Here is a 7,636-nt window from a genome sequence, read left to right as displayed (position 1 = left end):
GTCGCTGCTCGCCGTGCCGTGGCTCCTGGGACCGCACGTCGAGCCCAGCCTCTTCGTGTTCATCCTGTTCTACGGCCTCGACTGGGTGGCCACCGTCCCACCGACGGTGGCCCTGTGCCGCCAGCACTTCGGCGCGGAGCGGGCGGCGGTCGTCTTCGGCTGGGTGTTCGCCGCGCACATGGTCGGCGCGGGGGTCGCGGCCAGCTTCGCGGGCTGGGTCCGGGAGTGGCGGGGCGACTACTTCGGCGCGTGGCTGACCGCCGGGGTGCTGTGCGTCCTCGCAGCAGCGGCGTGCCTGACGATCCCACGTCTGCCCGTCGGCGCCACGGCGGCCTCAGCGCGGTGAGCTGATCGGCACGCCGGCCTGCTCGAGGCGCCACTCGGTGTGCAGCCGCTCGGCCTCGCGCTCGGGCCCCGCGGGCACGGCGGTCAGGTCGTCGGACAGCCCCAGCGCCCGGCAGGCCTCGGCGAGCACGTCGTCGTACGCCGCCAGCGTCGCGTCGCGTCGCACCTTGCTGGCACCGGGGACCGGGGCGAGCACCTCGGCGCGGATCCGGTGCAGGTCGGCCACGACCCGCTCGAGGGGGCGCCCGGCGGGGATCGGAGCGCGGGGTCGGTGCCGCTGCACGAACCGGCCCAGGGCGGGGGCGTACAGCGCCCCTCCCACCACCAGGCCCAGCATCGCGGTGCACGCGACGACGGCCAGCAGGCCGCTCACCATGCCCGTCACGGTACGCCGGGCGCGCGCCCTTGTCACCGGCGTGCGGTCAGCCGCTCCCGGAGGGCCGCGTCGCGCCGCAGGCGCACCAGGTCCCGCTCGCGACGCGAGGAGATGACCGCGGCGAGGTAGTCGTGCGGTGCGGTGCCGGGGGGCGGTGGCGGGGCGACGTACGCCGCGACCTGCTGGGCCAGCCGCGCCCCCAGCTCGTCACGGTGCCGGGGGTCGAGGGTGGCCTGGCGGCCGAGGTACTGCCGCACGGCCAGGGCCAGCCCGGTCGGCAGGGCCGCCATGTCCGCGGTCCGGGCCCAGGCGGTCAGCCCGGACGGCATGGTGGCCGGAGCGGCGAGCTGGAGCCGGACCCGGCTGCGGACCACGTAGGTGCCGGCGGCGTAGTCACCCAGCCGTTTGCCCTTCGTGGAGAGCATCGCGGAGAAGAAGGCCGGCACCCCGAGGAAGAGGTAGATCTCCACGAACCCGATGAGCGCCCGCACGAACGCGTGCTGGGCGGTGATGGGACCGGCGTCGTCGCGCACCGTGCGCAGCCCCATCGCCAGCTTGCCGAGTGACCGCCCGCCGCTGAGGGTCTCCACCCCGGTCGGCAGCAGGAGGAACACCGCGATCAGGGTGCCGATGTAGGCCACGTGCGCCAGCGCGCCGTCGGACTGCAGCGCGGCGATGCCGAAGACGAAGATCGTGGCGATCAGCGCCAGGACCGTGACGAGCACGTCGACGAGGCCGGAGACCATGCGGGCCCCGAGGCTGGCCGGGGGGAGGTCGAGCGCGACCGCCTCGCCGGTGACGTGGTCGTCGGCGGTGAGGCTGGCGAAGCTCGGATCGGGCATCGGGGCCAGCATAGGGTGACGCCGTGGACCTCGACGCCTACGTGGTGACGCACTCGGCCGAGTGGCAGCGGCTCGACGAGCTCGCCGGGCGACGCCGGCTCACCGGGGCCGAGAGCGACGAGCTGGTGGAGCTCTACCAGCGGGTGGCCACCCACCTGTCGGTGGTGCGCACCTCAGCCCCGGACGCCGGCCTCATCGCGCACCTGTCCTCGCTGCTGGCCCGGGCCCGCCACCGCACCGTCGGCACCCGCGCCACCACGTGGCGCGGGGTGCGTGACTTCTTCGCGCTGCGCTTCCCGGCGGCGCTCTACCGGCTGCGCTGGTGGTGGCTGGCCTGCCTGGCGGGCAACGTCGCGGTGGCTGCCGTCATGATGTGGTGGCTGCTCGGCAACCCGGGCGTCGAGCAGTCGCTGCTCACCCCCGACGAGGTGGACCAGCTGGTCCGCAACGACTTCGAGGGCTACTACAGCGAGTACGTTGCCTCGCACTTCGCGGCCCAGGTCTGGGTCAACAACGCGTGGGTGTCGGCGCTCTGCATCGCCCTCGGCATCCTCGGGGCACCGGTGGTCTGGCTGCTGTTCCAGAACGTCGCCAACCTGGCCGTCATCGGCTCGATCATGACCCGCCACGACCACGCCGCGCACTTCTGGGGACTGATCCTGCCCCACGGGCTGCTCGAGCTGACGGCGGTGTTCGTCGCCGGGGGAGTGGGGCTGCGCCTGTTCTGGTCGTGGATCGAGCCGGGTCGGCTCTCGCGGGCCCAGTCGCTGGCGCGCGAGGGCCGCACCGCCGGGACCGTGGCCCTGGGCCTGGTCGTGGTGCTCGCGGTCAGCGGCGTCATCGAGGGCTTCGTGACGCCCTCCCCGCTGCCGACCTGGGCGCGGGTGGGCATCGGCATCCTCGCCGAGCTGGCCTTCCTGGCCTACGTCTTCGTGGTGGGTCGCAACGCGGTGCTCCGCGGGCACACCGGCGACGTCGACGCCGCGCTCCTCGAGGACCGGGTCGCCACCCAGGCCTAGACCCGGGCGGATCGCGCTCAGAGCAGGCCGCGCGCCTTGAGGGAGAGGTAGTGGTCGGCCAGTGCCGGCGGAAGCCGCTCGGCGTCCGCGTCGAGCACGTGGACCCCCATCGACCCCAGGACCCGGGCCGCACGCTCGCGTTCCTCGAGGACCTGCGAGGCCGCGGCGGCGGCGTACACGTCGTCGAGCGAGCGGCGCTCGCCCACCAGGTCTCCCAGGGCGGGGTCCCGCACCGACGCGACGACGACCCGGTGGTGACGGACCAGGGTCGGCAGCACCGGCAGGAGGCCCTCGTAGACCGCTGCGGGCTCGAGCGGGGTCAGCAGCACCACGAGCGCCCGCTGCCGCCCGAGCCGGGTGACCTCCCCGGCCAGCGCCGACCAGTCGGCCTCGGCGATGACCGGCTCGAGGTCGGCCATCGCCTCCTGCAGGCGGGCGGCGATGTCGCGGGCGCCGGCTGTCCGCACGCGCGCCCGCACGGTGCGATCGCCGGCGAGGAGGTCCACGCGGTCACCGGCCCGTGCCGCGAGGGCGGCCAGCAGCAGCGCCGCGTCCATCGCCGAGTCGAGACGTGGCACGTCACCCACGCGACCCGCCGAGACCCGGGACGTGTCCAGGACGAGCACCACCCGTCGGTCGCGCTCGGGCTGCCAGGTGCGGACGACCACCGAGCGGCTGCGGGCGCTGGCGCGCCAGTCGATGGAGCGGACGTCGTCGCCCCGGACGTACTCGCGCAACGAGTCGAACTCGGTTCCCTGGCCCCGGACGCGGACCGCCGCACGCCCGTCGAGGTCGCGGAGCCTGGCCAGCCGCGAGGGCAGGTGCTTGCGGGACTCGAAGGCCGGCAGCGACCGGACGGTGCCGGGCACGTCCAGGGTGGCCTGGCGGCAGGCGAGACCGAGCGGCCCGACCAGGCGCACGGTCACGCCCACGGCTCGCAGGTCACCTCGTCGGGTGGGCAGCAGCGGCGTCGTCAGCACGGTCCGGGACCCGGGACGCAGCAGCACGCGGTGCCGGTTGTCGGCGGCGCCGGCGCTGGGCTGCCACGCGTCGCGGACCAGGCCGCGGACCCCGCGTCCCGCGGTGGCGACGACCAGGCGGGAGGTGGTCGGCGATCCCGTGCGCACGGTGCCCGGAGGACGACGCGTCACCTGCAGCGACGCGGGCCGCGGGGCGAGGAGCCAGTCGGCGGCGGTCACCAGCGCGACCAGCAGCACCCAGGTCCACACCGTGCCCATGGTCGGGCGCAGCACGACGGGCACCAGCCCGACCAGCAGCAGGAGGGGGACACGCCCGGTGAGGGTCATCAGGTGGCGGCCATCGTCAGCGGGGCACCGGGACCGAGCCCAGCGCGGAGGCGAGCACGGCGTCGACGTCGACACCCTCGAGCTCGGCCTCGGGTCGCAGGCCGAGTCGATGCACGAGCGTGGCGTGGGCCAACGCCTTCACGTCGTCGGGCGTCACGAAGTCGCGCCCGGTCAGCCACGCCCAGGCCCGTGCCGCGCGGAGCAGCGCGGTGGCACCGCGCGGGGACACCCCGAGTGACAGCGAGGGGGACTCGCGGGTGGCCCGGGCGATGTCGACGACGTAGCCGGTGACCTCCGCGGAGACCTGCACCGCGCGGACCGCGGCCTGCCCGGCGACGATGTCCGCGGGTCCGGCGACGGCGGTGACCCCGGAGGCCGCGACGTCGCGCGGGTCGAAGCCGGCGGCGTGGCGGCGCAGGATCTCCAGCTCGGCGTCCCGGTCGGGGATCGGCAGCACCAGCTTGAGCAGGAACCGGTCCAGCTGAGCCTCGGGCAGGGGGTAGGTGCCCTCGTACTCGACCGGGTTCTGGGTGGCGGCGACGAGGAACGGGGAGGGCAGCGGGCGGGACACTCCGTCCACCGAGACCTGGCCCTCCTCCATGGCCTCCAGGAGCGCCGACTGGGTCTTCGGGGGCGTCCGGTTGATCTCGTCGGCCAGCAGCAGGTGGGTGAACAGGGGGCCCTCACGGAAGGCGAGCTCCCCGGCGCGTCCCTCGATCACCATCGACCCGGTGATGTCGCCCGGCATCAGGTCGGGTGTGAACTGGACCCGCTTGGTGCCGACGTCGAGGGCAGCAGCGAGCGTGCGCACCAGCAGGGTCTTGGCCACCCCGGGCACGCCCTCGAGCAGCACGTGCCCGCCGCACAGCAGGGCGACCAGCAGCCCCGACACGGCGGCGTCCTGCCCGACGACCGCCTTGGCGACCTCGGCGCGGACGGCGGCCAGCCGGGCACGGGCCTCCTCGGCCCCGCTGGGGTCGGTGGGCGCGGTGGGGTCGGCGGCTCCTGCGGTCATGTGGCACGTACCTCTCTGTCGAGCTCGGCCAGCGAGCCGGCCAGGTGGATGAGTTCGTCGTCGGTGCGGGGCGGGGGAGCGGTGTCGTCGAGCAGTGCGGCCACCTCGTCGGTGCGTCGGCCCAGGGCGCGGGCGACGTCTCGCACCAGCGTGTCGGTGTCGTGGGCGGGCAGGCCGAGGTGGGCGGCCGCCGTGGCCCTGCTGTGCTGCCGCAGCGCGCGTACGGCGTGCGCCCGGTCGCCCGCGTCCCGGTAGAGCCGCCCCCGCGCGTGGGTGGTCTCCAGTGCCCTCACGGTCACCGGGAGGGGCTCGGTGGCCAGGGGCCCCAGGCGTCGGCCGCGCCACCAGGCCACCGCCACCATCGCCAGGCCGGCCAGCCACACGGCCGGCAGCAGCCAGGGCGGGAGCAGGCCGCGCAGGCTCACGCCGTCGTCCGCGCTGAGGTCGGCCAGGTCCGGGACGTACCAGACCAACCGGTCCTGCCGACCCAGGAGACGCAGCGCCACGGTGGCGTTGTCGGCCCGCAGGACCTGCTCGTTCTCCAGCACCCCGGGGGCACCGAGGAGCAGCAGCCCGTCGTCCGCCGAGGCGAGCCACCAGCCGTCCGGGCCTCCGAAGCAGCCGGCGGAGGTGGGCCACGCGGTCGCCCGGTCCACCTCGACGGCCAGGCCGCGCAGGACGTCGAGCCCGCCGTCGGTGCAGCCGGCCGCCCGCGACGAGCCCGGGACGGAGGTCGTGCCGGCCGCGTCGATCCCCAGCGCGTGCACGGTGCCCGGTCCGGGATCGGCGACCACGACGGTCGCCTCGCGGGTGTGCGCCAGCAACCGGCGGGCCGTGCTGCGCCCCAGGTGGTCGGCGGAGGTCACGAGCACCGTCGTGCCGGCGTCGACGGTCGCGTCCTCGAGGGCGGCGGCCGAGCGCACCACGTCGACCTCGACGCCCTCGTCGGCCAGCACCCGGGCCAGCGCCTGCGCCCCGGTGCGCCCGGGGTTGTCGGGGTCGTGGGTGGCGGACGTGCGTGCCCCGCTGCCCAGCAGCACCGCCACCAGGAGGGCGACCAACGTGCCCGCGCCGACGAGCGCGCCCGTGCGGTGCCGACGCCACCAGCCCCTCACGAGGCACCTGCCAGCTCGTCGTCGAGCGCCAGCACCGACCGGGCCTGCTGGGGGGTGGCCGACCGGTCGCCGTACAGCACGAGGTCGAAGAGCCGGGCGCCGTCGTCGACCTGCTCCTCGTGGCCCGGGTGCAGCGCCCGCAGCGCCAGGGCCAGCTCGTGAGCGGTGGCGCCGGGAGCGTCGTCGAGCAGGCCGCGCTCCACCTGGCGCACGGCCAGCGCACGGAACCCGTCGACCAGTGCGCTCCCGTGGTCCCCGACCGCGTACGCCGCCTCGGCGCGCGAGCGCCACTCGTCCGCCGTGAGCGTCCCGTCCGGGACCGCGGCGGTGGCGACCTGCCGCAGGGCGCGGGTGGTCCGGGTGCGGGTCGCCAGCCAGACCAGGGCCAGCACCAGGCCCAGGCCGACGAGCGTCGCGAAGAAGCTGGTCAGGGGAGGGGCCGACGACGCCGCGTCGAGCCCGCGGAGGATCGCGCGTCGCAGCTCCGCGAGCAGGCGGTCCAGGACGTCGTCRTCGCGGTAGTCGGGGTGCAGCAGCTCGCGGCGCAGCAGCGAGCGCCCCTCGCCCGGACTCGGGACGAGCGGCGGCTCCGCCGGCAGCCGCAGGATCACGCGCCGAGGATCCCGGCCTGCTGCATGAGGGTGATGTCGTGGCCCTCCGTGCGCATCCGCAGGTCGAGGTACTGCAGGGCGGTCACCGCCGTGGTGAAGGGGGCCACGAAGGCCGCGGTCACGACCGAGGCGATCGCCTGGCCGACGATGACGACGAGGACACCCGACTCGCTGGGCAGGCCCCCCAGCAGCGCCCCCTGCGCCAGGAAGCCGAACGGGATCGCCAGGACCGTCCCGGCGACCTGCGCGACGACCACCGTGAGGAGGGCGATGCCGAACGTGCGCCAGAACGCGCCCCGGGTCAGGCGGTAGCCGCGGGCGATCGCCCCGAAGACCCCGACGGGCTCGAGCATCAGGGCGGGCACCGGGAGGTAGTAGACGCGCACCCAGAACCACACCAGGAACGCCAGGAAGATCGGGGCGCTCACGAGCCCGTAGACCACCGGTCCCTCCCACCCGTCCGCGGCGAGTGCGACCGGGACCCAGCTCAGCGCGTACAGCGCGACGATCAGTGCCAGCGCCAGTCCCAGGGTGACGGTGAGCCCCACCAGCCGCCAGCGCCTGCCGCGGGTGGCCGCCCAGGCCTGCCCGAGCGTGAGTCGCCGACCTGTCGCGGCGGCGGCCACCACGTGGGCGATCATGCCGCCGACGAGGATCAGCCCGATGGTCTGCAGGACGGAACCGAGCCCCAGCGACCCGAGCGAGCCGAGCACGCCGGAGACGTCGCCGCCCAGGTCGCCGGAGGCGTCCACGGTGAGCGAGAGGTCGAGCGCGAGGCTGAGGAACGCCGTCACGACGACCGGGATCGCCATCGCCACGGCGGCGACCAGCACGGCGGAGCCCACCGTGGCGGTCGGGTTGAAGCGGATGATGCGGAAGGCCGCGTCGTACATGTCCGACAGCGCGAGCGGGCGCAGCGGCACGGCGCCCGGCTTGTGCGCGGCCCCGAGCATCCCCGGCGGCGGGGCGGACGGCGACCACGGCGGGCGCGGGGACGGCGTGGCGC

Annotated in this window: 8 protein-coding genes and 1 pseudogene; 2 read left to right on the top strand and 7 right to left on the bottom strand. The window is 75.5% G+C overall.

The window, feature by feature from the left end; translation table 11 throughout:
• Nucleotides 1-346, top strand: a pseudogene (locus tag ACXJKL_RS09560) (MFS transporter); the annotation flags it as partial.
• On the opposite strand, the gene ACXJKL_RS09555 reads toward ACXJKL_RS09560, so the two are convergent.
• The gene (locus tag ACXJKL_RS09555; RefSeq protein WP_457206828.1) at nucleotides 335-721 is read right to left on the bottom strand and encodes a hypothetical protein; all 387 of its coding nucleotides are present in this window, start codon (nucleotides 719-721) and stop codon (nucleotides 335-337) included. The pseudogene ACXJKL_RS09560 and the gene ACXJKL_RS09555 sit on opposite strands and share 12 nt — an antisense overlap.
• Nucleotides 722-753: 32 nt before the next feature.
• Nucleotides 754-1,563 (bottom strand): RDD family protein, encoded by an 810-nt coding sequence (locus ACXJKL_RS09550; protein ID WP_457206827.1) that lies wholly within the window; start codon nucleotides 1,561-1,563, stop codon nucleotides 754-756.
• 23 nt (nucleotides 1,564-1,586) lie between these two features.
• Here ACXJKL_RS09550 and ACXJKL_RS09545 point away from each other — a divergent pair, with 23 nt between their 5' ends.
• Nucleotides 1,587-2,582, top strand: coding sequence for a stage II sporulation protein M (locus ACXJKL_RS09545; protein WP_457206826.1), 996 nt, complete (start codon nucleotides 1,587-1,589; stop codon nucleotides 2,580-2,582).
• A 17-nt stretch (nucleotides 2,583-2,599) separates the two neighbouring features.
• On the opposite strand, the gene ACXJKL_RS09540 is transcribed toward ACXJKL_RS09545, so the two are convergent.
• The 5 genes from ACXJKL_RS09540 to ACXJKL_RS09520 form a co-directional block, all read right to left on the bottom strand.
• Nucleotides 2,600-3,889, bottom strand: a complete 1,290-nt coding sequence (locus ACXJKL_RS09540) for a DUF58 domain-containing protein (RefSeq protein ID WP_457206825.1) — start codon at nucleotides 3,887-3,889, stop codon at nucleotides 2,600-2,602.
• Between the two features lie 16 nt (nucleotides 3,890-3,905).
• A complete protein-coding gene (locus ACXJKL_RS09535; protein WP_457206824.1) occupies nucleotides 3,906-4,904 on the bottom strand; it encodes an AAA family ATPase in 999 nt (332 codons plus the stop codon).
• The gene (locus ACXJKL_RS09530) at nucleotides 4,901-6,019 is read right to left on the bottom strand and encodes a DUF4350 domain-containing protein (RefSeq protein WP_457206823.1); all 1,119 of its coding nucleotides are present in this window, start codon (nucleotides 6,017-6,019) and stop codon (nucleotides 4,901-4,903) included. Before ACXJKL_RS09530 ends, ACXJKL_RS09535 begins: the two co-directional genes overlap by 4 nt.
• Nucleotides 6,016-6,630, bottom strand: coding sequence for a DUF4129 domain-containing protein (locus ACXJKL_RS09525; protein WP_457206822.1), 615 nt, complete (start codon nucleotides 6,628-6,630; stop codon nucleotides 6,016-6,018). The genes ACXJKL_RS09530 and ACXJKL_RS09525 overlap by 4 nt, the downstream gene beginning before the upstream one ends.
• Nucleotides 6,627-7,636, bottom strand: a 1,010-nt coding sequence (locus ACXJKL_RS09520) for a hypothetical protein (protein ID WP_457206821.1), incomplete at its 5' end; no start/stop codon positions are given. The genes ACXJKL_RS09520 and ACXJKL_RS09525, both read right to left, overlap by 4 nt.

It is taken from the genome of Nocardioides sp. P5_C9_2 (genome assembly GCF_054049555.1).
The sequence above is the reverse complement of the archived record's forward strand: the minus strand, read 5'-3'. Positions and strand labels throughout refer to the sequence as shown.

Coding starts and splice junctions, on each gene's coding strand:
- ACXJKL_RS09535 (WP_457206824.1), bottom strand. CDS start 4,904: ATGACCGCAGGAGCCGCCGACCCCACCGCGCCCACCGACCCCAGCGGG.
- ACXJKL_RS09550 (WP_457206827.1), bottom strand. CDS start 1,563: ATGCCCGATCCGAGCTTCGCCAGCCTCACCGCCGACGACCACGTCACC.
- ACXJKL_RS09555 (WP_457206828.1), bottom strand. CDS start 721: ATGGTGAGCGGCCTGCTGGCCGTCGTCGCGTGCACCGCGATGCTGGGC.
- ACXJKL_RS09540 (WP_457206825.1), bottom strand. CDS start 3,889: ATGACCCTCACCGGGCGTGTCCCCCTCCTGCTGCTGGTCGGGCTGGTG.